Origin of the sequence: Brachybacterium tyrofermentans (assembly GCF_039526165.1) — a bacterium.
Lineage (GTDB): Bacteria > Actinomycetota > Actinomycetes > Actinomycetales > Dermabacteraceae > Brachybacterium > Brachybacterium tyrofermentans.
This window is the reverse complement of the sequence record NZ_BAAAIR010000043.1, coordinates 39,846-63,056: the sequence shown is the minus strand read 5'-3', so window position 1 is coordinate 63,056 and position 23,211 is coordinate 39,846. Positions and strand designations below refer to the sequence as shown.

Here is a 23,211-nt window from a genome sequence, read left to right as displayed (position 1 = left end):
GGTGCCTGGCCGATAGTGTCGAGGTATGAGCCAGACCCCCGCCGACCAGCCCGAACCTTCCCGAGCAGGCCCGTCGGGAGCATCCGATCCCGCGGGGCCCGGGGCGGTCCCTGACCTCCCTGCCGGCCTCGGCTCGAGCGACCCCGAGGCCCCCATCGCCTATTCCGCGGCCGACGCCGCCGCTGCCGCGGACGTGCTGGACCGTGCGGGAGAGAGCGATCCGGAGATGCTGGTCGCCCTGAGCGATGAGCAGCTCGCGGCGCTGGACGGCTACGCGCGAGCGCAGTTCACGGCGACCCCGTGGCTCGACGAGCACGCTGATCAGCGCCGATTCGCCGCCGGGGTGGGGCTGCGGTCGCTGATCGCCGCCGGTCAGGTGAGCGGGGGGATCGAGCCGAGCATCGGACGCCAGCAGTGGACAGCGGAGCCGATGATCGCCGGCTGTCTGGTGCTGCGGCGCACCGCGACCCTGTTCACCACCGCCGAGCGCACCGTGCAGACCGCGCAGGGTCCCGAGGTGCAGCGGCTCCACTATTACGTGCATCAGGGTGGAGTGCTCGAGGAGGAGGTCACCCCGCTCGGCATCCACCGCTTCACGTCCTTGCGTGCAGCGCAGGTCAATGCCCGTCTGCTGGCTGTCGTGGACCCTGCCGGGGTCGCCGCCGACGGCGGGGAGCCGATCCAGGTTCGTGCCTCCGAGCTCGCGGCGAGCCCGCTCGCGCAGCGGCTCGCCGCCACGCGCGCGCTGACCGTGTTCACGATCGTCACCACGGCGGACGGCGGAGTGAGCCAGGCGAGCGTGTATGCGACCGGCGACGAGGTGCTCGTCATGGAGGCCCTCGATCCGGGAGCGGACGATCCTGTGCTGGAGTTCCGCAGCGTCGACTCCGCGGAGCTGCACGCGCTGGCCACCGTGCTGGTGGGTGCCGCGGGCTGACGCTCGGCGGACCAGTGGAGTGCAGCGGAGCAGTGCACGTCAGCGCAGCGCAGCGGACCAGTGCAGGTCAGTCGGGATATCTTGCATGCCGCCGCCTGCCCGGGACGTTCGTGCGGGGTCGTTCGGCGCTGGGCGTTCCAGCATTCCAGCGTTCGAGCACGTCCTCGAGCCGGCCGTGCAGGCGCATGGTCGCGTCGGGGTCGGCGCGCGTGGGTCCGTCGTTGAGGATCACGACCGGTGTGCCCTGCTTGCCGGCGGCGCGCACGAACCGCAGTCCGGACTGCACGGTGAGGCTCGAGCCGAGCACCAGCAGCGCCTCCGCCTGGTCGAGAGCGGTGAAAGCGGCGGCCACCACTTCGGGGCGTGCCGATTCCCCGAAGAACACCACGTCGGGTTTGAGGATCCCTCCGCACAGCGGGCACGGCGGATAGCGGAAAGAGCTGGTGCGATCCACCTCGGCGTCCCCGTCGGGCGCCTGGGCGGCGTCGGCCGCGAGATCGGGCAGCCGTGCCGCGAGCTCAGGGTTCATCGAGAGCATCCGCGAGTGCAGCGCCGCGCGGGAGGAGAGGGCGTCGCAGCTCTGACAGCGCACCCGGTCCAGTCGACCGTGGAGGTCGAGCACCGGGGAGGAGCCGGCGGCCTGGTGCAGTCCGTCGACGTTCTGGGTGATCACCGCGGGGGTGGAGAACAGGGTGTGGCCGAGTCGGGCGAGCAGCAGATGGGCGTGGCCCGGGCGGGCACGGTTGAACTGCTCCCAGCCGACGGTGGAGCGTGCCCAATAGCGGCGTCTGGCCAGGTCATGCCCCATGAATTCCTGGTAGGTCATGGGGGAGCGGGGCACGGCGTCGCGGCCTCGGTAGTCGGGCAGCCCGGAGCCGGTGGACATCCCCGCGCCGGTCAGCACCGCGACCGGGCGTCCGCGCAGCAGGTCGCGGGCGGCGTCGACCTCGTCGGACGGGCTCTGCAGGCCGTATTCGCTGCTCTCCATGGGACCCCAGGCGGGCAGGCGCGGTCCTCGTCGCCGACCGGTGGATCCCGCGACAGGGGCTGCGGTCGAGAACCAGCGGCCGACGTCCGCCGCTGGGCCGATGTCCGCAGCTACACCGGCGTCCGCAGCTGCACCGGCGTCCTCCGCCGGGTCGATCTCTGCCGTCGGGCCGGTGTCTGCCGCCCGGCCGGTGCGGCCTCGGGTGCCCAGCGCACGTGCAGGGTCGGTCGGGCCCCGGGTACCGGATGTTCCCGTCGGCTCACCGTGATCGGACCGGCCCGGCGGTTCCCCGGTGACCGAATCGCTGTTCATCCCTCGAGCGTAGGTGCTGGGTGGGGGTCCGTGTCGGGAGACCCGCGTCGGGCCCGGCGTCGGCGGGCGATGAGGCCTACCGCAGCAAGCAGTCCTGCCCCGGCAACGGCGACGGAGTAGACCCGCACGAAGCTTTCCAGGGTGTCCCCGCCGGCCTGGCCGAAGGCATATCCGGCGATCACGAAGACGGCATTCCAGATTCCCGACCCGAGCCCTGTGGCCAGGGCGAACAGGCCGACGTGCATCCTCTCGATGCCCGCTGGGATCGAGATGAAGGTGCGCACCATCGGCACGAAGCGGGCGATCACGACGGCAGGGAATCCCCAGCGGTCGAAGAATCGCAGAGCCGCGTCGACGTCGCCCTGCTCCAGCAGCGGGAGGCGGGCGATGACCGCCCTGGTGCGGCGAAGTCCGAGTCCTCGGCCGACGGCATACACCCCGAGGCCACCGATCACCGACCCGGCGGTCGTCCACGTCAGCGGGACCAGCACGTTCTGTCCGTCCGACGCCGCGGCGACTCCGGCGAAGGGCAGCAGGATCTCCCCGGGGATCGGCGGGAAGATGGCCTCGGCGGCGATGACCAGTGCCGTGCCCGGCCCGCCGAGGAGCTCCATGAGGCCGATGGCCCACGCGGTGATGTCCACGGCCGCCTCCTTCCGCCGGATGAGCGCGACGCTAACCGCCAGGAATGGCGGGATGGTGAACAGTGCATGGCGATGGGTCGCATGAGGTGGGTGCTGCGCGGGCAGCTGGACAGCGCGAGATCAGTCGGGACGGTCGACGGTGCCGTCGGTGTAATCGGTGCCGTCGGTGCTGCTCGGCCCGCTTCCCTCGCCGAGGTTCCCTTCGACGTCACGCTGAGCCTGCTCCTCCTGCGGAGGTGGTGTGTCCGATGAACTCGTGAGCTCAGGTGGTGGCTCGATCCGAGGCCCCGTGAGGGCTGTGGGCCCGGTAGTCCTCACGGTGCCTCCCCGGCTGGTCCAGGTCACCTGATGGCCGGGGCTCTCGGTGGAGAGCTCGACGGAGGTGGTCTGCTGTTCCTTGTCGTTGCAGAAGGCGCAGAGCCCCTGCCCGTTGTCCAAGCAGGTGTGGCCGCCGGCCGCGTAGGGCCGGATGTGGTCGCTGTGCCGGATCGGGGCGTTGCAGAACGGGCCCCGGCACGTCACGTCGCGCCAGCGGATGAATCTGGCCAACGCGCGGGGGAACTCACGCGCCACGGAGTCGACCGCGACGAGCTCACCGGTGGTGGGATGCGTGTAGAGCCTGCGGAGGGCGAGCCTGACCGCGGGGGCGTCGGCCCCGAACGCGTCGTCCAGCCCGCGGGTCTCCACCGCTACAGGGTCGAGGTCGGTGGGTCCCGCGGCAGCATTCTGCGTTCCCGGGCCGCCGGTCGGGACGGCCGGCGCACGATCCTGAGCGAGCTCGCGCAAGGGCCCGGAGAGCTCGTGACGCAGTGCTTCGACGGGCACGGGGCCGTACCCCTCGACGTGGGCGAGCTCGCCCTGTCCCGGATGCAGCAGCGCCCGGTCCGTGATGATCACGCCGATATCGAGGTCGGTGCGGTCCATGCCGTCCTCTGCGCCGAGGAGGGACGCGATGAACGAATCCGCCTGGATCTGCTGATGGCCGCGCCGGTCGCCGCTCGCCCGGAGCCGCTCGGCCTCCAGGGAGAGGCGCTTGCGGATCTTCATCGCGTCCAGGGCGGGCAGGCGCGCCGAGACCACCGCCATCCCGTGCTCGCCACGGCGCACGGTCACGCTGCGAGTTCCCCGGGCATGCTCGTGCCGACGGCTTTCGCCCTCCGCATCGGACGCTGCGATCGCTGCAGCCACCGCGCCCTTCCACTCCTCGGTTCCGCACCCGTCGAGTGCGGCGAGGCGGGTCCCGAGCAGGGCATCGACCTGTTCGCGCTGGGCAGGTGCCAGCGGCGCGACCGAGGCGGCCATGGCCCGGACGGCGCTCTCGCTGAGCAGGCCCGTGGCCAGGGCTCGAAGCATCGTCGGCATCGACTCCACGAGGCGTCGCGCAGAGGCGAGCGTCCTGCTGGCCAGGTCCGGGGAGCGACGGGTGCTCATCGAGACGTCGCGCGCTGCAGCGCGGTCCGCACGCCGGTCCGTGTCCTCCTCCGGCTCGACGGCCTCCAGCTCGTACGCGGCATCGGCCTGCGCGGCGGCACGGTCCTCGTCCCGCAGCGCATCCGCCAGGGCGACCATGCACCGCGTCTCCAGGGCGTCCATCGCGGAGCGCTGCTCCTGCAGGCGTCGGATCACGGCGGAGTACTGCCCCGAGGAGCCGGGCGCCGGCGAGAAGAGGCCACCGGGCTCGGTGGCCAGCTCGACCAGGAGGAATCCTTGGTCCCCCAGGAGCTCGGCGAGCGCCGTCGGCCCCTCCGCGCGAAGCGCATCGAGCAGCTGCTGGGCGGGATCGCCCTCCGCTGCCTCGGTGTTCTCCGCGTAATCGTTCATGCCCACCATGATTCGCGGGACCCGCGGCCGAGGGAACCGGCGAGTCACGATGGTGGAAAACCACCCGCTGTGGAGGAAAGGTCGGCATGGAGCCGAGCCCGGCAGCAGGCCTGCACCTCGTTCACGGCGCGGTCGCACCAGCGTGGCGGCACGACTCACGGCGCGGTCGCCGCACCCACGTGGCGGCACGACTCACGTCTCGACCGCACTCATGTCGCGACCTCCGTCGAAGCGCGGGGCACGTGTGCTCAACCCTCGGGCTGCATGCCCTCCAGGACGCTCAGGATCTCGCCGGCGACATCGGCCGGGGGCCGGTTCCCGAACAGGGACTCCTCGCCGAGCCGGGAGAGCTCGTCGCCGAATCCGACGCCGGAAGCGGGGGTGACCAGCGGCGGCCGCACCACCTCGGCCTGCATATCGCGTGCGAAGTCGAGCGAGACCATCTCGTCGTCGTCGAGAACCGTCGCGATCTCGTCCTGCAGCTCGGGGAACGAGGTCACGCCGCGTTCGATCTTGAGGATCTTCGCGGCCTCCGGATCGCGCAGCAGGAAGTTCACGAGCGTGGCGGCGGAGTCCACGGCCTTCGAGCCCGCGGCGATCGACCAGTACATCGAGGCCTTGTTGACCATCTGCGGATCACCGCTGGTGCGGGCGGGCAGGCGCAGCAGCTGCAGGGGCGCTCCGGTGGACTTCTGGAAGGTCTGCACCTGGGTGTGGAACTGGAGGTGGAAGGCGGCACGGCTGGTCCCGAACCGGCCCTGCTCCACACCGGCGGCGAAGTCCTCGATCTGCTCCGAGGGGCCGACGACAGCCCCGGACTCGACGAGAGCCAGGGCGTACTCGAGGTAGGCGACGATGGTGTCCTTGCTGACCAGCGTCTCGTCCTCACGGGGGAACAGCTGCTCGCCGCTCTGGCGCGCCCAGGCGCCGAGCTCGGCGGCGCTGGTGCCGAAGAAGTCGAAGCCGATGATGTCCTCGTCGGCCTCCTTCGCCCAGTCGCTGACCGCGCCGGTGATCTCGGCGAAGTCGTCCCAGGTCCATGAGGTGTCGTCCGGCATGTCGAGGCCGGCCTGCTCGAGGATCTCCGGGTTCACGCCGACAGAGAAGATCCCGACGCCCAGCGGTGCGCCGACGAGCGTGCCGTCGGCCAGGCGCCCGGTGTCCAGCACGGCCTCGTCCATCGCGCTGAGGTCCAGCAGATCGGAGACGGCCTCGAGGTCGAGCAGCGAGTCCCGGGTGCCGTAGGAGTCGATGTAGGCCTCGTCCATCTGCAGCACGTCCGGGGCGTCGCCGCCGGCGAACTGGGTGGCGAGCTTGTCCCAGTACCCCGTCCACTCGCTGTACTCCGGGCTGACGGAGATGTCGGCGTGGGCCTGCGTGAACAGGTCCAGGGCGTCGCGGGTGAGCCCGTTGCGCAGATCGCCTCCCCACCAGTAGATCCGGACGGCGCTGCCGTCCCCGCCCGAACCGCCGGAGCCTCCTGAGCCGCCGGCGGCGTTGGGGCCGCAGGCGGCGAGGACGGGCAGGGTTCCGGCGGCGAGCAGTCCGAGGGTGCGTCGGCGGGTGATCATCGTCGATCCTTCCGGCAGGGCTCCGGCGGTCGGGCCCACGTCCATGGGGGACCTCGACCCGCTGAGTCGTTTCAGGGCGAGCTGTGCGGTCACAGTAACCGGCCGTTCGCAGCGCGGACAAGGGGTTCCGCACCGGAGGCGGCACGGAGGGTGTTCACGGTGGCGCCGGGCCGGCATCGTGGTTCCCGGGCGGGTCACCGGATGGGTCGCCGGGCGAGTTCGCCGGTGACGACATGCAACGTTGTAGATTCTGCGCCAGGATGGCGACCGGTCCACGCGGCGGCAGCGAGAGGGTCGCGAGCGGGCCGTGACTCAGCCGTAACGCCGACGGGTTGACAAGACGGGTCGTCAAGCGCTTTCCTGAGGTGAGCCGCCTGGCGGCCGCCGCCCCCTGAGCGGGACGGCGGAGAGCAGGTGGCCAGGAGGAAGGGATGAAACCTTTCACCGCCGCAGTGCCCTGGTGCGCGCCGTCGTGCGTGCTGGGTCGCAGTGGGCAGGATTCCAGCGGTCCGGGTCTCGGGCCGACGGGGCCCGCCCGAGCTTCGCCCCCGATCCGGGCCGACCATGGTGGTCGACCCGAGGACCTCGCTACGGCGCCCTGGATGCGCATTCGAAGATCACAGGAGATCTCATGGTCACTCGACGTTCTGCACTTGCCCTCGGCCTCGCCGTCCCCGGCCTCGCGGGCCTCGCGGCCTGCGGCCCCAACTCCTCCGGCGGCTCCGGCGGAGGCGGCGGCGAGGACGGCGCCTCGACGCTCCGCCTCGCCTGGTGGGGCAACCCCACCCGTGACGAGAACACGCAGAAGGTGGTCGAGGCCTACAAGCAGGTCGACGACGCCGTCACCCTCAAACTCGAGCCGGGCGAGTGGAGCGGCTACTGGGACAAGCTCGCCACCCAGACCGCCGGCGGCGACTTCCCCGACATCGTCCAGATGGACGAGAAGTACCTGGCCGAGTACGGAGGGCGCGGCGCGCTGCTCGATCTGGCCGGCGCCGGCCTGAACACCGACGACTTCGTGCCCGGTTCGGTCGAGGTGGGCGAGCTGCCCGACGTCGGCCTCGCGGCGATCAACGCCGGGCTGAACGCCTTCGCGTTCCTCATCAACCCGATCCTCTTCGAGGAGGCCGGGGTCGACATCCCCGACGACACCACGTGGACCTGGGATGACCTCATCGACACCGCGGTGAAGATCTCCGAGAACACCGACAAGGGCACCTACGGCATGACCCAGATGGGCTCCATCCAGGGCCTGTTCCAGGTGTACGTGCGGCAGGCCGGGCAGGACCAGTACAAGGACGGTGCCGCCGGCTTCGACGCGAAGACCGCCACGAGCTGGTTCGAGTGGTCCAAGAAGATCCAGGACAGCGGCGCCGGGCCCGACGCCAGCGTCTCGGTCGAGGACGCGGCGCAGGCGATGGACCAGTCGCTGTTCGCCACCGGCAAGGTCGCCATGACGGTCGCCTGGTCCAACCAGGTCGTCGCGCATGACGGACTCGTCCCCGAGGGCGTGCTCGTGCTGCGCCCGCCGTCCATGGAGGGCTCCGCCTCCGCGGCCCAGCTCTGGTACAAGGCGTCTATGTACTGGGCCGTCTCCGCGAAGGCGTCGGACCCTGAGGCCGCGGTCGCTTTCGTGGACTTCCTCGTGAACTCGCCGGACGCCGGCACGATCCTCTCCGTCGAGCGCGGCGTGCCGGGCAACATGACGGTGCGCGAGGCGATCGTGCCCGACCTCGACGAGGCCAACAAGAAGGCCGTGGACTTCCTGGAGTCCATCGAGAGCGAGCTCGGCGATGCCCCGGAGATCACCCCGCAGGGCGGCGGGCAGTTCGAGGACATCCTCACCCGTGCCGGAGAGGACATGCTCTTCGGCAACCTGACGCCCGAAGAGGCAGGCCAGCGTCTGCTCGACGACCTCACCTCCGCTCTTGGCTGAGGCGCCCGGCGCAGAGAAGCCCGGCGCAGGAACAGCCGGCGCAGAGACTCCCGACGCAGAGACACCCGACGCTGAGACAACCCGTGCCGCAGCGCCCTGCCAGGAGGGGAACAGTCCCCTCCTGGCAGGAACCTCCGGCGGAACGATGAAGGGACGTGACCGATGAGCGCTGTCGGCGAACTGACACAGATGGTGTCCAACCGCAAGAAGGGGGGTGCGAAGGAGAAGCATCCCGACAACAAACCGGCGCTGGTGTTCATGCTGCCCTGGCTGGTGGGGCTGCTGGGCATCACGCTGATCCCGATGGTCGCGTCGTTCGTGCTCGCGTTCACCGACTACAGCCTGCTGGCTCCGCCGGAGTTCGTCGGCCTGGCGAACATCAAGGAGATGATCGGCGACACCCGCCTGCACAACTCGCTGGTGGTCACCTTCATCTATGTGTTCGTGGGGACCCCGCTGCAGCTGGTCATGGCGCTGCTGCTCGCGGTGGTGCTGAACCAGGGCATCAAGGGCCTGGCGTTCTACCGCTCGATCTTCTACCTGCCCTCGCTGCTGGGCGGCTCGGTGGCCATCGCCATCCTGTGGCGCCAGATGTTCGGCGCCAACGGCCTGATCAACCAGGTCGCCGGGATGTTCGGTCTCACGGACCTGCCGGGCTGGGTCTCGAACCCCGACACTGCGCTGGGCACGATCATCCTCCTGCACGTGTGGACCTTCGGCTCGCCGATGATCATCTTCCTCGCGGGTCTGCGACAGATCCCCGAGATGTACTACGAGGCGGCGTCCGTGGACGGTGCCTCGAAGGTCGCGCAGTTCTTCAAGATCACGATCCCGCTGCTCACGCCGATCATCTTCTTCAACGTGGTGCTGCAGGTCATCAACGCGTTCCAGTCGTTCACGCAGGCATTCGTGGTCTCGGGCGGCACCGGCGGGCCGTCGGACTCCACGATGTTCTACACGCTGTACCTCTATCAGAAGGGCTTCACCCAGTTCGACATGGGTTACGCCTCCGCGATGGCGTGGCTGCTGCTGATCATCGTCGCGATCTTCACCGCCATCAACTTCTTCGTCTCCAAGTTCTGGGTGTTCTACGATGACTGATCTGCAGAGCCGACCGACCTCCGCCGAGGCCCCGGGCACCGACACCGCGGCGCCGACGCCCCGCCCCCGCCGCAATCACCTCGTGCGCCGCGGGGTGCGCCACGCGATCATGATCGTCGCGTCGATCGTGATGATCTATCCGCTGCTGTGGATGGTGGTCTCCTCGTTGCGACCCAACGACGAGATCTTCCGCAACCCCGGCATCTTCCCGATCAGTCTGGACTTCTCGAACTACGTGCGCGGCTGGGAATCCCTCGCACAGCCGTTCTCGCACTACCTGATCAACTCGACGCTGCTGGTGCTGGGCTGCGTGATCGGCAACCTCATCGCCTGCTCGCTGACGGCCTATGCGTTCGCGCGGCTGAAGTTCTGGGGCCGCAACATCGCCTTCGCGGTCATGCTCATGACGCTGATGCTGCCGATCCACGTGGTGATCGTGCCGCAGTACATCATGTTCAGCCAGACGGGCTGGGTGAACACGATGCTCCCGTTGATCCTGCCGAAGTTCCTGGCCACCGACGCCTTCTTCGTGTTCCTCATGGTCCAGTTCATCCGCGGCATCCCCCGGGAGCTCGACGAGGCCGCTCGCATCGACGGCTGCGGCCACTTCCGGATCTTCTTCCAGGTGATCCTGCCGCTCATGCTGCCGGCGCTCGCGACCACGACGATCTTCACCTTCATGTGGATGTGGAACGACTTCTTCGGCTCCCTCATCTACCTGACCACGCCGGACAACTTCACCGTGCCGCTCGCGCTCAAGTCGTTCTGGACACCCAGGGGTCCTCCGACTGGGGCGCCATGTTCGCCATGTCGGTCGTCTCCCTGATCCCGCTGTTCCTCGTATTCCTGTTCGGTCAGCGATTCCTCGTCAAGGGCTTCGCGACCACCGGCATCAAGTAGGCACCGCACCCTGCTCCACCCGCACCCCGCTCCATCCGCTCGACCACCCCCAGCCAGGAGAGTCATGCCCACCCGCTATGCCCTGATCGGTTCCGGACACCGCGCCCAGATGTACCTCGACGCGATCGCCGGCCCCCATGCCGACGTCGCCGAGCTCGTGGCCCTGCTGGATGTGAACCCGGCCCGTCGCGAGTTCCACCGCGACCGGGTTCCGGCCTTCGCCGATGTGGTCCTCGCCGGGCCCGAGCAGCTCGAGGACGTCATCCGCGAGCAGAAGGTGGACCGCGTGATCGTCACCAGCGTGGACCGCCTCCACGCCGAGCACGTGGTGCGCTCTCTCGAGGCGGGGGCCGACGTGATCGTCGAGAAGCCCCTGACGATCGACGCCCCGTCGGCCCGCGCCATCCAGGACGCGATCGACCGCACCGGGCGCAGCGTGGTGGTGACCTTCAACTACCGCTACAGCCCCCGCAACACCGCGCTCAAGCAGGTCATCGCCTCCGGGGAGATCGGCGAGGTGGTCTCGGTGAACTTCGAGTGGGTGCTGGACACCCAGCACGGCGCGGACTACTTCCGCCGCTGGCACCGCGACAAGACCAACAGCGGCGGCCTGTTCATCCACAAGGCCGCGCACCACTTCGACCTCGTGAACTGGTGGATCGCCGACACCCCGGCGCGGGTCTACGCCCGCGGCGGCCTGCGCTTCTACGGGCAGGACAACGCCGCCGCCCGCGGTCAGGCACCTCTGCCCGAGCGCGGCACCCATGACGGCGCGCACGACCCCTTCGAGCTGGACCTGCGCTCCGACGAGCGCCTCGAGGCCCTCTACCTGGAGGCCGAGAAGCACGACGGGTACCAGCGCGACCGCTCCGTGTTCGACGCCGGGATCACCGCCGAGGACAACCTCACCGCGATCGTCGACTTTGCCGGTGGTCCTGTGCTCACCTACGCCCTGAACGCCCACAGCCCGTGGGAGGGGTACCGGGTGTCGATCAACGGCACCGCCGGCCGCGCCGAGCTCGAGGTCATCGAGCGCGCCGAGGTGATCGCGAAGGGGGAGGACGGTCATGCCCACGTCGACCCCAGTGCCGTCGCGGTGACCGCGCCCGATGCCGGAGTGCGCGAGCGCGGGGAGCGCCTCGTGGTGCAGAAGCACTTCGAGCCCGCCCGAGAGGTCGAGATCCCCGAGGGTGTGGGCGGCCACGGCGGCGGCGACGCCCTGCTGCTGCGCGACGTCTTCGTGGGCCCCGCGCAGGACGAGCTGGGCCGGCCCTCCGACCACCGTGACGGCCTGCGCGCGATCAGCGTGGGCATCTGCGGCAACGAGTCCCTCGCCACCGGGCTGCCGATCGACGTCGCGGAGTTCCTGGGTCTGGACCTCTCGCGCAGCGATGCGATGGAGGCCGCCCGATGACCACGAGCCCCACAGGTCCCACGAGCCCCGCAGCTCCTTCCGACCCGGCCCGGATCGCGCTGATCGGCACCCGCGGCTTCGGCGCCGTGCACCTGCGCGCCCTCGCCCGGCTCGAGGCGGCAGGGACCGCCCGCCTGGTGGGCGTCGTCGATGTGGCCGAGCCGCCCGAGGAGCTGCGCGCGATCCACCACCGCTCCCTCGCCGAGCTGCTGGACGCCGTGAGCGCGGAGGACCAGCCCGAGATCGCCATCATCGCCACCCCGATCGACACCCACGTGCCGTTCGCGACCGAGGCGCTCGCCGTCGGGCTGGACGTCTATCTGGAGAAGCCCCCGGCGCCCGCGCTCGAGGACCACTGGGCCCTTCTCGCCGCGGCGGACTCGGCCGGGCGCTCCGTGCAGGTGGGCTTCCAGGCCCGCGGCGGCGCGGGCGTGGACGTGCTGCGCGAGGAGGTCGCGACCGGCGCCCTCGGGCACGTGGACACCGTGCGGGCGTACGGGGCCTGGCAGCGCGATCGCGCGTACTACAACCGCTCGGCCTGGGCCGGCAGGCGCCGCCTGAACGGCCGACGGGTGGCCGACGGGGTCGCGACGAACCCGCTCGCCCACGCCGTGCACGCGGCCCTGGTCATCGCCGGGATCCAGGAGGTCTCCGACATCGCGCGGGTGACGACCGAGCTGCGCCGGGCCCACGACATCGAGGCCGACGACACGACCTTCCTGCGCATCGACCCCACGGGAGACGGCCCCTCGGTGCTCTGCGCCCTGACCACCACGGCTCCCGGCCAGAGCGCGCCGTGGGTCGAGATCGTCGGGACCGAGGGCAGCCATCGGCTGCGGTACACCGATGACACCTCCGTGCGCACCCCTGGCGAGGAGCTCTCCCACCAGCGCCTCGACCTGCTGGAGAACCTCATCGCGCACGTCCGCGAGCGCAGCGTCGAGCTGATCTCGCCGCTCAGCTCGACCGGTGCGTTCAGCGCTGTGCTCGAAGCGATCCAGTCCGCCCCGGATCCCACTCCGATCGCCGCCGACTCGGTCGACTGGCAGGGCGAGGGCGATGCCGCGCACCCGGTGGTCGAGGACATCGAGCAGACGCTGCACGCCGCGCTCACCGAGGGACGTCCCTTCAGCGAGCTCGGGGCGCCCTGGGCGCGGGAGGACGCCGTGCATGTCTGGAAGCCGCCGACCCGCTGAGCCGCGCCCGTCGCCGCACCACGGCTTGGACCGCCGTCTGGACCAGCAGGATCACTGCTGCGGCGACCCCGCCACCGATGAGCAGGAACGAGGCCGCGCTCGCCGCTGTGGGACTGGACCAGATCCCCGGCGGCAGCGGCGCAGCGGGGACGAGGAACGGCACGACCGCCGCGAGGAGCACGAGAGCGGGGACCAGCAGGGCGTACGGCGACCAGCGGGATGCAGCCGCTCCCAGCCACAGCAGCAGACAGCCGCCGGCGATCAGCGCGATGGTCACGACCGAGATCCGGGTGTCGAAGGTCCGCATGGCGCGGAGCACGCCGTTCCCGATCCCGCCGAGCTGCAGGCTCGCGCCCAGGAGCAGGAGGGCGGGGACGACGAGCAGGCCGACGAGGGAGGCGGCCAGGTGCGGGTCCGGTCGGCGACGGGTGATCACGAGAGCAGCCCCGAGGCCGCCCATGAGGGTATGGAGCACCAGCGGGAGCCCGTAGGCGAAGCCGTCGACGGACTCCAGGGGGACGAACGAGGGCAGACCCTGGTAGACCGCGATCAACAGGCTGGGTACGGCGGAGAGCACCAGGCTGAGCAGGCCCAGCGCCCCGGCCACGAGCAGACCGGCGGAGCTCACGATGCCCGTCGCCACGACGCTCGCGAGCAGCAGGATCCCCAGGCCCGCGCCGCCGAGGATCTGCAGCCCCGCCGGCCCGAGCAGCAGATCCGTCGTCGAGTCGCCGAGGTACCCGCGGGTGGAGTAGATCCGCAGCCATCCGGAGCCGCCGTAGGCGAGCAGGCCCGTCGCGAGCGGCGTGATGGCCAGCGCGTACAGGGTCGTGAGGAGCCTGGTGGCGAAGCTCGAACCGGCCCGTGCGGGCCCGGCGCCCACCTGCGGGCCGGCGGGGTGATCCCGAGGGGCACCTGCGGTGTCGTCGAACGGTTGTGGGTCGGGGCTCACGGTGACCTCCTGGTGTCGTCGTCCGCGCGGACCCTGGCCCGCGCGAGCCCGGTCGCGCCGATGCGGTTCCTGCCGTGACTATAGGCGGCGACCGGGCATGCCCTCATCCCGCGCGCTCCCACCCAGCACCATCCCACCCTGGAGGACCCCGATGACCGGAGAGACAGTCGACGAGGTCAGGGCGGGGTTCGTGGCCCCTGATCCGGCGGCGCGCCCCATGATGCGCTGGTGGTGGTTCGGCCCCGACGTCGAGGCGGCGGAGATCGATCGGGAGCTGTGCGCGATGGCCGATGCAGGCCTGGGCGGGGCGGAGGTCAGCGTCGTCTACCCGCTGCGCGAGGGGTCGGACACCTACCTCTCCGAGGCCGCTCTCAGCCACCTGCGCCACGCGGCCGAGACCGCCCGCGACCTGGGGCTCCGACTGGACGTGACCCTGGGCAGCGGCTGGTCCTACGGCGGTCCGCACATCGGCCCCGAGCATGCCTCCCGGTCCCTGCGCTGGGAGCGCCGGGACATCTCGCCCGCCCCGTTCGACGTCCCGCTGGTCACGCCCTGGCCGGGGGACGAGCTGGTGGCCGCGTTCCTCGGTGACGGCGTCCCACCGGAGTCGTGGGAGCCGCTGCCACTAGCCGACGGCGTGCTGCGGGTCCCCGCGGGCAGGGGCCCTCGCACCGTGCTGCTGGCCTGGTCGCAGGTCACCGGCCAGCAGGTCAAACGCTCCGCCGCCGGCGCCGAGGGACCGGTGCTGGATCATCTGTCGGCCGACGCCACCCGGCACCATCTGGCCGTGGTGGGAGAGGCGCTGCTCGCGGCGGTCCCTGCCGAGCTGCTCGGCTCCGTGTTCTGCGACAGCCTTGAGGTGTACCAGGCGGGCTGGACCCCGCGGCTCCCCGAGGAGTTCACGCGCCGCCGCGGCTACGACCCGCTCCCGCTGCTGCACCGTCTGCAGATCGACGAACCGGGCTCCGCCGAGTTCCGGATCGACATGGGGCTCACCCTGACCGAGCTCGTCGAGGAGAACTTCCTGGCCGTGTGCCTGGACTGGGCGCGCGGTCACGGGCTGCCGCTGCGGATCCAGGCCTACGGCGAGCCGCCCGTGACGCTCAGCTCGTACCGCTACGTCGATCTTCCCGAGGGCGAGGGCTGGGGATGGACCGGCCTGCCGCAGTCCCGCTGGGCGTCCTCGGCCGCGCATCTGCATGGTCACGGCGTGGTCTCCAGCGAGATCTGGACCTGGGTGCATTCCCCCTCGTTCCGCGCGACACCCCTGGATCTCAAGGGCGAGGCGCATGAGCACCTCCTGCTGGGCATCAACCAGTTCGTGGGCCACGGCTGGCCGTACTCCCCGCCCGAGGCGCCCGGGATGGGTTGGATGTTCTACGCCGCCGGGGCGCTGGACGACCGCAACCCCTGGTGGCCCGCGATGCCCGAGCTGACCCGCTATCTGACCCGCCTCTCCTGGCTCCTGCGGCAGGGGGAGCCGGTGGCCGACGTGAAGGTCTACCTGCCCGCGAGCGAGCTGTACGCCGCCCACGGCGAGGGCTTCGACCTCTGGCGAGCCTGCCGCGACCACATCGGACCGGAGATCCCGGCCGCGATCCGACGTGCCGGCTACGACCTCGATCTGGTCGACGACCAGGCACTCGACGTGCTCGAGGCGCGCAGCGCCCCTGTCGTCGTGCTGCCGCGCGTCACGCGGCTCCCGCAGCCCGCACGCGCGTGGCTCGACGCCGTCCGCGAGTCCGGGGGCACCGTCATCGCCGTCGACTCGCCCGCCTACCCCGACGGGATCACCGCCGACGCAGCGAGCCTCCCCGACGTGCTCGCGAGGAGTCTGGCCCCCGACGTGGCCCTGGAGGGCGACGGAGGCGAGATCGGGGTCGTCCACCGGCGACTGGCCGACGGGGACGTCTACTTCGTGGCCAACACCGGGCCGCAGGTGCGCACGGTCCGCCTGACCCCGCGCACCCGCCGGGCCCGCTGTGAGCAGTGGGACCCCCGGGAGCCCGGGGCCCGGCCCGCGATGCTCGAGGGAGAGTTGCTCACGGTGACGCTGCATCCGTATGAGGCGACCGTGCTCGTGACCTACGGGGCAGTTGTCTCCGAGGCGGCGGCGTCCGGGGCGGCGGGGTCACGGGCGGCTGTCTCCGACGCGGTGAGCTCCGAGGCTGTGGCGTCGGAGGCCGACTGCGGCTCGTCGGATGCGGGGCGCGAGGGTGCTCGCCCGGACGCCCTCCGCCTCGACGGGCCCTGGCGGTTCACGGCGGGCGTCGGCCGGGAGACGGGCGTCCGCCGGGAGGACGGTGCCGACGGCGGGTCCATCGAGGTCCGGCTCCCGCACCACTGGGGAACCGAGCCGCCCCTGGTGTCCGGGACGTACGAGACCACGGTGAGTGTCGCGCCTGACTGGCACGGGGATGGGTCCCGGCTGGTGCTCGACCTCGGACCGAGCCGGATCCTGGAGGACTCGACCCGGCAGGCGGCGAGCTATCGCGTGCTCCTGGCCCCGCCCGTGCGCGAGATCGCGGTGGTCTCGGTCGACGGGAGGGAGGTCGGGGTCATCTGGGATGCTCCCCATCGGCTCGACCTCACCGACGTCCTGCACGCCGGGGAGAACATCCTGCGGCTGGAGGTGCACGGCACGGCCGCGCCGTGCGTGGCCGTCGATCCGCAGGCCGCGGGGATCGTCGCCGAGAGCCGCCGCGTGTACGGCAGGCGGTTCGACCAGCAGGATCTCGACCGCGTGCTGGACCAGGTCGATCCGGGGCTGCACGCGGTTCCCGTGCTGCATCGTCTGCCGCGCGGTGCGCGTCGCTGACCCGCCAGGCTGAGCAACTGGGCTGACCGACCGGGCTGAGCTCGGGTGCGCACAGCCGCCTCGCCGAGCCCAGGAGGGGCTGCGCGGCGGAATTATGAATGCCCCCTGCAGAAATACCAGATTGTGACCGTGTCCCCCTGTGGGAGCAGTCACAATGTGGTTAGAGTTTCGCATTGAGCACAGTCGCTTGACCGAGGAGAGCAATGACCGCTGACGTATCGACGCCGGGGGCCCCGCCGGGGCTCCGTCCCGCAGGTCGTCCCAAAGCACCGCTGGCGCACCGGATCTATCACTCGTTCGTGCTGCGCCGCCTGGTGCGCTCGGTCTTCGTGATCTGGGTGGTCGCCTCCGGGGTGTTCCTCATGGTGCGTCTGCTCCCGGGCAACCCCGTGGACGTCTATGTCAACCAGCAGATCGCCCTGTACGGCAAGAGCTACGAGCAGGCCGCGGCCGAGGCGCAGAACTACTTCCGCTTCGACCCGGCGACCCCGCTGTGGCGCCAGTACCTCGACTATCTGGGCGGCCTGCTGCAGGGCGACATGGGCACGTCGATCTCGACCCCCGGGATCACAGTCACCGAGAAGATCGCCCAGTACCTCCCGTGGACCCTCTACAGCGTGGGCCTGGCCCTGCTGATCTCCATCACGGTCGGTCTGGTCCTCGGCATGATCATGGCGTACCGCCGCGGCGGCATCATCGACCACGCCGTCTCCATCATCGGCAGCGGCTTCCACGCGATCCCCAACTACCTCCTCGCGATCCTCATCGTGGTGGTGGGCGCGGTCCAGCTCGGAGTCATCGACTACACGCGGATGCGCGGCAACGTCTCCCCGGGTGTGGACCCGGAGCTCTCCTTCCGGTTCCTGTCCGACATCGGCTATCACGCGACGCTGCCGATGATCACGTACATCCTCACCACGGTGGGGACCTGGGCGCTGATCATGAAGGCCTCGACCACCCAGGTGCTGGGGGAGGACTACGTGACCGTCGCGAAGGCGCGCGGTCTGAAGGAGTCCCGCATCCAGACCAACTACGTCGGCCGCAACGCCCTCCTGCCGCTGATCGCCCAGATCGCCACCCAGGCCGGCTTCATCGTCGGCGGCGCGATCTTCGTCGAGCAGACGTTCTCCTACCGGGGCGTCGGCCTGCTGCTGTTCGAGTCGATCAACACCCGTGACTACCCGACCATCCAGGGGGTGCTGCTGGTCGTGACCATCACCGTCGTGCTAGCGAACCTCGCCGCGGACCTCATCAACGCCGCGCTCGACCCGCGGATCCGACTCGGCGAAGGAGGTGCGGCATGAGCGCCTCGGCACCACCCGTCACCACCGAGCCGGGGGTTCCGGTCCCCGGCAAGGCCGCCGGGGTCAGCCCCCTGCGCCGCCTGTTCAACGAGCTCACCCGAAGCACGTCCGGCTTCATCGGACTGTGCCTGGTCGTCGCGATCCTGCTGGTCTCCCTGGTGGGTCCGCTGATCGTCGGCACCCAGATCACGGGCGATCCGCTCCGCGCCTGGGAGGCCCCGAGCGGCAGCCACTGGCTGGGCCTCGAGGGCAGCGGCAAGGACACCCTCCACCTGCTCGTCACCGGTGGCACCACCGTGCTGATGGTCGGCTTCCTCGCGGCGACGATCACCACCGTGATCGCGGTGGCGGTCGGCTCGCTGGCCGGCTACTTCGGCGGTCGCTTCGACGCCCTGATGCTCCAGCTGACCGACGTCGTGATGACCGTGCCGCAGATCGTGCTGCTGGCCGTGGTCGGCGCGTTCTACAAGCTCGATTCGCCCGCGCTGCTCGCCGTGATCATCGGCATCCTGAGCTGGCCGGTGCTGATGCGCTCGATCCGTGCCCAGGTGCTCTCGCTCAAGGAGCGCGAGTTCGTCGAGGCCGCGCAGCTGCTCGACGTGGGCTGGGTGCGCATCGTGTTCGGGGAGATCGTCCCCAACATGGCCAGCTACATCCTCATCAACTTCATCATCGCGGTCACCAACGCGATCTACGCGATGGTGGGCCTCTACCTGCTGGGTCTGGCCCCGCAGAAGGGCAGCAACTGGGGAATCATGATCAACGACGCGTGGACCAAGGGCGCGATGTTCAACCCCGACGCGATGCCGTACATCATCGCCCCGGTGACGATGATCGTGCTGCTCCAGCTGGGCCTGATCCTCCTGACCCGCACCCTCGAAGAGATCCTCAACCCCCGACTGAGGGACCGCTGATGACCGACTCCACGACGCCCCCGACCGGCTCCCATGCCGCAAACATTCAGCCCGCGGGCTCGCAGCCCGCGAACACCCAGCCCGCTGATTCTCGTTCCGATGCGTCCCGGGCAACCGCGCCCGCGGCCGTCGCCCCGGAGCCCGTGCTCGCGGTGCGCGACCTCGAGGTCGCCTATCGCACCGGCAAGACCAGCCGGGTGCGGGCCCTGCGCGGGGTCAGCTTCGACCTGTACCCCGAGAGCTCCCTCGCCCTGGTGGGCGAATCCGGCTCCGGGAAGACCACGCTCGGCCTCGCCCTGCTGCGCCTGCTGCCCACCCTGGGCGAGATCACCAGCGGATCCGTCCGGTTCACCGGCGAGGACGGCCGGCAGCGGGATGTCACCGCGATGAGCGCCGCGCAGCTGCGGAAGTGGCGCTGGTCCGAGGCGGCCATGGTGTTCCAGGGCGCGCAGAACGCCTTCAACCCGGTGCTCACCATCGGCCAGCAGATGGCGGACACGCTCAGGGACCACGCCCCCGGGCGGATCGGCCGACGGGAGATCCTCGAGCGATCTGCCGAGGCCCTCCGCTCCGTGCGGCTCGAACCCCGACGCGTGCTGGGCAGCTACCCGCACGAGCTCTCCGGCGGCATGAAGCAGCGCGCGCTGATCGCCACCGGGCTGCTCCTGCACCCGCGCCTGCTGGTGCTGGACGAGCCGACCACGGCGCTGGACATCCTCACCCAGCGCACCGTGATCGACCTGCTCGCGGAGCTGCGCGAGGAGTTCAAGTTCGCGATGATCTTCATCTCGCACGACCTCGCGCTCGCCGCCGAGCTCGCCGACCGGGTGGTGACGATGTACGCCGGGAAGGTCATCGAGACCGGCTCCACGCAGGACATCTTCACCGCGCCCAAGCATCCGTACACGTCCAAGCTGATCAACGCGGTGCCGCCCGTGACCGGCGACCTGCCGGAGCTGGCCTCCATCCCCGGCTCCCCGCCGTCGCTCGCGACCCTGCCTCCCGGCTGCGCCTTCGCCCCGCGGTGCGAGCTCGCGACCGACGAGTGCCGGGCCGTGGAGCCCGAGCTGATCACCCTGACCGAGCGGCCGCAGGACATGACCCACGCCGCGGCCTGCATCCACCACGACCAGGTCCACCACGAACGGAAGGTGATCGCGCGTGCCTGAGACCACCCCCGATTCCTCGGCCCAGCCTGCTGTCCCGCTCATCGAGCTCGACGGTGCCTCGCAGGTGTTCCACGTCAAGGGCAGGGATCTGCCCGCCGTCTCCGACGTGTCCCTGAGTGTCGGCCCGGGCGAGGTGCTGTGCCTGGTCGGCGAGTCCGGCAGCGGGAAGACGACCACGGCGCGGCTCGCCGCGGGTCTGGCGTCCCCGACTTCCGGGACGGTCCGTTACGAGGGGAAGGACCTCTCGGCGATGACCCGGGCGGAGCGCCGCGAGTACCGCCGTGCCGTGCAGTACATCCACCAGGACCCCTACGCCTCGTTGAACCCGATCCGGTCCGTGCGCAGCACCCTGGCGATCCCGCTGAAGCGGCACGGTCTGGCCCGCGGCGCCGCCGAGATCGATGAGCGGGTGGACGAGCTGCTGACCACCGTGGACCTCACCCCGCCGGACAGCTACAGCGCGAAGTTCCCCCACCAGATGTCCGGCGGGCAGCGCCAGCGCGTGGCCGTCGCCCGAGGGCTGACCCTCTCGCCGCGGCTGCTGATCGCGGACGAGTCCACCTCGATGCTCGACGTCTCGATCCGCGTGAGCCTGCTGAACATGCTCACCAAGCTCCGCAAGGAGGAGGGCGTCGGCTTCATCTATATCACCCACGACCTGGCGCTCGCGAAGTACTTCGCATGGGAAGGCCGGACCGCGGTGATGTACCTGGGCAAGATCGTCGAGGTGGGCCCCACCCAGCAGGTCATCAACAACCCGCAGCACCCGTACACCAAGGCGCTGCTCGAGGCGGTCCCGGAGCCCGATCCGGAGCTGGCGGCGCAGAAGAAATCCGGTGGCGGCCTGGTCAGCGCGGAGATCCCGAGCCTGTCCGACCTGCCCAGCGGATGCACCTTCCATCCGCGCTGCCCCCTCGCCCAGGATCGCTGCCGCGAGAACGTCCCCGTGCTGGAGCCCGTCCCCGGGGCGACCGTCCAGGACGTCGCCTGCATGGTGGTGACGGACCCCCGGCCGGAGTCCCCGGCCGGGGCGGCGAGCGGGAACGCGCCGACGAGCGGGAATGCAGCGGCGAGCGGGAGCGCAGCGGGGAGCGCGACCGGAGGGGGTGGCGTCCCGTGATCGATACGGCGACCCGCGCCCTGCTGTCCCTCGGCTGCTTCGTGGGGGTCGGCTCGGCCCTCATGATCCCTCTGACCGCCCCGGGCACCGGCGAGAGAGTCGTCAGCCTCCTCGCGCTCGTGCTCGGCCTCGGCATCGTCGTGGGCTCCGTGGCCGCACGACTCCTCACAGACCGACGACGGCATCGCGACGAAGCGATGTCCGACCTCAACGACGACGTTGTCGTCACAACCAAGGAGAACTCATGAGCATGAACTGGAGTCGACGCGACCTGCTCAAGGCGGTCGGACTGACCAGCGTGGCCGGCGCGGGCATGGTCGCCTGCGCCCCCGCGGAACCCGAGGGCGGCGGAGGTGGAGGCGAGGGCGGAGCTGCCACGGCGTTCCATGGCGCCTGGCCCTACCTCGCGCCGCCGGAGGGTCACTTCAACTTCGCCGCGCAGCCCTATGCCGGGGTGCCGACCGTCATCCTCGGCGATGGCCCGTACCGCGACCTGCTGCTCCCGCCGTCGGCCCTGTGGCTGTGGGCGGACAAGAAGTGGGAGTACCTCATCGCGGAGTCCCACGAGCTCGATGCCGATGCAGGCACCCTCACCCTGAAGGTCAAGCCCGACCTGACCTGGAGCGACGGCTCCGCCCTGACCTCCCAGGACTACCTCACCTCCTTCTACCTGCAGTTCATCCAGCGTGCGACCTCGTGGGACTTCATCACCGGACTGGAGGCTCCGGACGACTCGACCGTCGTGGTGAGCTTCGAGAACCCGCCCGCGGTGCTCGAGCGCTACGTGCTCAAGAGCAACATCCTCTCCACCGCCCAGTACGGCGAGTTCGCCGACCGTGCCAAGGCGATCGTCGACGCCGGCGGCACGATGGACGAGGGGGACGGCGCGACGCTCGGCACCGACTTCCAGGCCTTCAAGCCGGAGAACGTGGTGGTCTCCGGCCCGTACGACTTCGACTACGACACGATCACCAACACGCAGCTCACGCTGGTGCGCAACAAGACCGGCTACGGAGCGGACAAGGTCACCTTCGACAACCTCGTCATGTACAACGGTGAGACCACCGAGGTCACCTCGCTCGTGCAGTCCGCGGACGTCGACTATGCGACGCATGGCTTCGCCCCCGCCTCGGAGAAGCCCTTCGAGTCGGCCGGCTACACGATCCTACGCCCGCCGGTGTATTCGGGCCCTGCCCTGTACCTCAACCAGGACAAGTTCCCGGAGTTCGCCGATGTGCGCACGCGCAAGGCCTTCGCGTACATGATCGACCGGGCCACCAACGGGCAGATCTCGCTCGCGGAGTCCGGCAAGGCCGTGGTCAACATGGTCGGCTTCTCGGATAACTTCGTCGACGAGTGGCTGACCGATGACGTCAAGGGCAAGATCGACACCTACGAGCAGGATCTCGACAAGGCCACCTCGCTCCTCGAGGAGGCGGGCTGGACGAAGGACGGCGACGCCTGGAAGACCCCCGAGGGGAAGGTCGCGGAGTACGAGATCCAGTTCCCGCAGACCTTTGCCGACTGGTCGGCCTCGGGCAAGAACCTCGCCGAGCAGTTCGTGGCCTTCGGCATCTCGGTGACGGCGCGCGGTCTGGATGACAAGCAGGCCCCGATCGATATCGACAAGGGCGACTTCGAGATGGCGATGCAGGCCTGGGGCTCGTCCACCCATCCGCACCCGCACTTCTCCTTCGTGCAGGACCTGTTCGTGCACAACATCCCGATCGCGAAGAACCAGGGTGGCAAGGGCTACGGTTTCCCGCTGCAGGATGTGAAGACCTCCGCGGGCACGGTCGACCTCGAGAAGATCGTCGCCGAATCCGGCGAGGGTCTCGACATCGAGGAGCAGAAGAAGAACGTGTCCGTGGCGGCGCTGGCGTTCAACGAGCTGCTGCCGATCATCCCGATCTTCGAGCGCTACGGGAACAACCCCGCGCTCGAGGGTGTGCGGGTGCAGGGCTTCCCGGCGGAGGACGACCCGATCCTGGAGAACGCCCCGTACGCGGACAACTTCGTGGTGCTGAAGATGTTCCGCGGCGAGATCACCCCCGTCGAGGGCTGATCCTCTGGAGGCGGGGCGTCGACCGGACCGGTCGGCGCCCCGCCTCTCT

Annotated in this window: 17 protein-coding genes and 1 pseudogene; 13 read left to right on the top strand and 5 right to left on the bottom strand. The window is 70.2% G+C overall.

Annotation, left to right across the window (positions count from 1 at the left end; all coding sequences use genetic code 11):
- The first annotated feature begins 25 nt into the window (after positions 1–25).
- Positions 26–937 (top strand): hypothetical protein, encoded by a 912-nt coding sequence (locus ABD093_RS12325; RefSeq protein WP_193116966.1) that lies wholly within the window; start codon positions 26–28, stop codon positions 935–937.
- Positions 938–1,004: 67 nt separating this feature from the next.
- Here the strand turns inward: ABD093_RS12325 and ABD093_RS12320 are convergent, their stop codons facing one another.
- The 4 genes from ABD093_RS12320 to ABD093_RS12305 all read right to left on the bottom strand — a co-directional run bounded on the left by ABD093_RS12320 (position 1,005) and on the right by ABD093_RS12305 (position 6,273).
- Positions 1,005–2,237 (bottom strand): NAD-dependent protein deacetylase, encoded by a 1,233-nt coding sequence (locus ABD093_RS12320; RefSeq protein ID WP_226849878.1) that lies wholly within the window; start codon positions 2,235–2,237, stop codon positions 1,005–1,007.
- Entirely contained in the window at positions 2,234–2,881 is a 648-nt protein-coding gene (locus tag ABD093_RS12315; RefSeq protein WP_193116967.1) for a DedA family protein, read from the bottom strand. The genes ABD093_RS12320 and ABD093_RS12315 overlap by 4 nt, the downstream gene beginning before the upstream one ends.
- A gap of 120 nt (positions 2,882–3,001) precedes the next feature.
- Entirely contained in the window at positions 3,002–4,702 is a 1,701-nt protein-coding gene (locus ABD093_RS12310; RefSeq protein WP_193116968.1) for an HNH endonuclease, read from the bottom strand.
- 248 nt (positions 4,703–4,950) lie between these two features.
- Positions 4,951–6,273, bottom strand: a complete 1,323-nt coding sequence (locus tag ABD093_RS12305) for an ABC transporter substrate-binding protein (protein ID WP_343924799.1) — start codon at positions 6,271–6,273, stop codon at positions 4,951–4,953.
- 631 nt (positions 6,274–6,904) lie between these two features.
- Between ABD093_RS12305 and ABD093_RS12300 the strand changes: the two genes are divergently transcribed.
- The 5 genes and pseudogenes from ABD093_RS12300 to ABD093_RS12280 all read left to right on the top strand — a co-directional run bounded on the left by ABD093_RS12300 (position 6,905) and on the right by ABD093_RS12280 (position 12,820).
- The gene (locus tag ABD093_RS12300) at positions 6,905–8,209 is read left to right on the top strand and encodes an ABC transporter substrate-binding protein (protein WP_343924797.1); all 1,305 of its coding nucleotides are present in this window, start codon (positions 6,905–6,907) and stop codon (positions 8,207–8,209) included.
- 162 nt (positions 8,210–8,371) lie between these two features.
- Positions 8,372–9,310, top strand: a complete 939-nt coding sequence (locus ABD093_RS12295; protein WP_193116971.1) for a carbohydrate ABC transporter permease — start codon at positions 8,372–8,374, stop codon at positions 9,308–9,310.
- Positions 9,303–10,210 (top strand): annotated as a pseudogene (locus tag ABD093_RS12290) (carbohydrate ABC transporter permease). Before ABD093_RS12295 ends, ABD093_RS12290 begins: the two are co-directional and overlap by 8 nt.
- 64 nt (positions 10,211–10,274) lie before the next feature.
- Positions 10,275–11,624, top strand: coding sequence for a Gfo/Idh/MocA family protein (locus tag ABD093_RS12285; protein ID WP_343924795.1), 1,350 nt, complete (start codon positions 10,275–10,277; stop codon positions 11,622–11,624).
- Positions 11,621–12,820 carry a Gfo/Idh/MocA family protein gene (locus ABD093_RS12280; protein ID WP_343924793.1) on the top strand — a complete coding sequence of 400 codons (1,200 nt, stop codon included), beginning with the start codon at positions 11,621–11,623 and terminating at the stop codon, positions 12,818–12,820. The genes ABD093_RS12285 and ABD093_RS12280 overlap by 4 nt, the downstream gene beginning before the upstream one ends.
- Here ABD093_RS12280 and ABD093_RS12275 read toward each other — a convergent pair.
- Complete coding sequence (locus ABD093_RS12275; protein WP_343924792.1) at positions 12,753–13,772, bottom strand: hypothetical protein; 1,020 nt, start codon at positions 13,770–13,772, stop codon at positions 12,753–12,755. The genes ABD093_RS12280 and ABD093_RS12275 overlap by 68 nt on opposite strands.
- Before the next feature lie 151 nt (positions 13,773–13,923).
- Here ABD093_RS12275 and ABD093_RS12270 point away from each other — a divergent pair, with 151 nt between their 5' ends.
- The 7 genes from ABD093_RS12270 to ABD093_RS12240 all read left to right on the top strand — a co-directional run bounded on the left by ABD093_RS12270 (position 13,924) and on the right by ABD093_RS12240 (position 23,162).
- Positions 13,924–16,590 (top strand): glycosyl hydrolase, encoded by a 2,667-nt coding sequence (locus ABD093_RS12270; protein ID WP_343924790.1) that lies wholly within the window; start codon positions 13,924–13,926, stop codon positions 16,588–16,590.
- A 203-nt stretch (positions 16,591–16,793) separates the two neighbouring features.
- A complete protein-coding gene (locus ABD093_RS12265) occupies positions 16,794–17,894 on the top strand; it encodes an ABC transporter permease (protein WP_343924788.1) in 1,101 nt (366 codons plus the stop codon).
- Positions 17,891–18,808 carry an ABC transporter permease gene (locus ABD093_RS12260; protein ID WP_343924786.1) on the top strand — a complete coding sequence of 306 codons (918 nt, stop codon included), beginning with the start codon at positions 17,891–17,893 and terminating at the stop codon, positions 18,806–18,808. Before ABD093_RS12265 ends, ABD093_RS12260 begins: the two co-directional genes overlap by 4 nt.
- Positions 18,808–19,977: an ABC transporter ATP-binding protein gene (locus ABD093_RS12255; protein ID WP_343924784.1), complete on the top strand. Its 1,170-nt coding sequence runs from the start codon at positions 18,808–18,810 to the stop codon at positions 19,975–19,977. The genes ABD093_RS12260 and ABD093_RS12255 overlap by 1 nt, the downstream gene beginning before the upstream one ends.
- Positions 19,970–21,097 carry an ABC transporter ATP-binding protein gene (locus ABD093_RS12250; RefSeq protein WP_343924782.1) on the top strand — a complete coding sequence of 376 codons (1,128 nt, stop codon included), beginning with the start codon at positions 19,970–19,972 and terminating at the stop codon, positions 21,095–21,097. The genes ABD093_RS12255 and ABD093_RS12250 overlap by 8 nt, the downstream gene beginning before the upstream one ends.
- Positions 21,094–21,345 (top strand): hypothetical protein, encoded by a 252-nt coding sequence (locus ABD093_RS12245; protein ID WP_343924780.1) that lies wholly within the window; start codon positions 21,094–21,096, stop codon positions 21,343–21,345. The genes ABD093_RS12250 and ABD093_RS12245 overlap by 4 nt, the downstream gene beginning before the upstream one ends.
- A complete protein-coding gene (locus ABD093_RS12240) occupies positions 21,342–23,162 on the top strand; it encodes an ABC transporter substrate-binding protein (RefSeq protein WP_343924778.1) in 1,821 nt (606 codons plus the stop codon). The genes ABD093_RS12245 and ABD093_RS12240 overlap by 4 nt, the downstream gene beginning before the upstream one ends.
- Positions 23,163–23,211 lie beyond the last annotated feature (49 nt).